Genomic DNA, 1,838 nt, shown 5'->3' with positions numbered 1-1,838 from the left:
ACTGAAATTGCAATCAGAAAATTTGTAATCAACCAGTATGGTGAAATTGAAGATCTTGATATTGGAGCAAGAAATATAAATGCCCTCCTGTTCGGACAGCTTCAGTTATCAGGAGGAAGTGTAGTATTCAGTAAGGGAACACAGAAGGATGAATTCCTTATTGATGTAGGCGGTTTACTTGCATTCTCACAGAACAGCAGTGTACCAGACGGATTAAAGAAATCTTCATTTGCAATCAATAAACTTCAGGTATCTACAAAGCAGGGACTTGTAGCATTTGATGCAGGCTTGAATGAAGGAATCTCATTTGAAATCCTTGGCGGAGTTACAGTTGGAGTTCATCAATTGTACTTCAGTAATGAAGGATTCCGTGTATCTGCATCTGCTGGATTAAACTTCCCATCAGTAGATTTTGGTGGAGTAAGTTTTGATGCTTCTATTGATATGCTCTGGAACGGAAAGATCCGTGCATTCAACGGAGGACTTGGTTCATTAGATGTAACAATTGCCGGATTTAAGGGAAGCATAAAGAAGCTTTATGTAGGCCAGTTTACAGAAGGCGGTGACTTTATGGTAAGTCTTCAGGAATGCAGACTCACTCTTCCTGGAAACTTTGGATCAATGGGAGGCTCTTCATTTGCCATAAAGAATGCAACCTTTAATCCAAATAACGGTGACTTCAACGGAGAATTTGAAGTTCCTTCACTTAAGACAGAAATTGCAGGCTTTAAGTTAGTACTTGATGCTCCTACAATCAACTTTAAGGAATTCAAGATCGGATTCTCAAGAGCATATCTTGAATTACCTGAGTTCTTTAATGCTTCAGGAGCAAATGTATCAATTTATGATATTGCAATTTCGGCACAGAACGGTTTGAGTATCGGTGGTGCAGGCTTTACATTACCAGACTTTAAGCTTGGAGAATTCGGATTTAAGAATATCGGTGCTGAATTCAGAATGCAGGATGGTACATACTTCATTTCAGGACACGGCGGAATCATTCTTCCTAATGTCGGAGAAATTGAAGCAGCCCTCTGCTTTACTGAAGTAAGTGAAATTTATCCAATTGGTGTAAAACATGCATACTTCAGTTTCGAAGCAGCAACAGGTATTCCTCTTGGAACAACAGGATTGTATTTAAGCGGAATACGTGGTGGATTAGGTTATGGATATCCAGATGAAGTTCCTGCAAAATATCAGAAACTGTTTGGCGAAAAGGGACCTCGTGTTCAGTTAGGCCTTACAGTAAAAGATGGAGTTGGTGGAAAACTTGCAAGAGTTACTGCTGATGCATGGATTGATATTGAAAAAATTACATGGGTACTGGAAGGAAAAGCAACAATCCTTTCTGGTACATTAAACATTACAGCAGAAGCTGCAGCAATCATTACAAACAACTGCTTTGCAACCGGTATGAAGGTAAACATCAAGTTTGTACGCGGTTCAATTGAACTTTACATCTTTGACCAGAACGGAAACCTTAAGTTCTCTGGAGCCGGTGAGTGTAAATTTGGAATGCCAAAGGGTGAGCTTTATGATGGTGCAATACTATCAATTCCACCATGTGATATATGGCTCGGCGGCTTTGGTGTAATGTTCGGAGACTTTACAAACGGAAAGCGGGGATTCTTAGGATATATTGATATTGAGTTCTGCGGATTCAACTGGGGAAGAATCGGAGCATTTGTTGGAACTGGCGGACTTGATCTTAGAGTATCAAGCTATGATATCTGTCGTCCTGCAGGAATCAGTTTCAAGTCTATGAACAGATCTGTCCGTGGACCAGTTGTAAATAATCTTGATATTGCAAGTGCAAAATATACAAATGCAGTGCTTGA

1 pseudogene is annotated in these 1,838 nt (G+C 39.9%); it reads left to right on the top strand.

Annotated features, from left to right (window positions below):
• Window positions 1-1,838 (top strand): annotated as a pseudogene (locus BMY21_RS15915) (OmpL47-type beta-barrel domain-containing protein); the annotation flags it as partial.

The sequence above is a fragment of the Treponema bryantii genome, from assembly GCF_900111035.1.
Lineage (GTDB): Bacteria > Spirochaetota > Spirochaetia > Treponematales > Treponemataceae > Treponema_D > Treponema_D bryantii_C.
The sequence above is the reverse complement of the archived record's forward strand: the minus strand, read 5'-3'. Positions and strand labels throughout refer to the sequence as shown.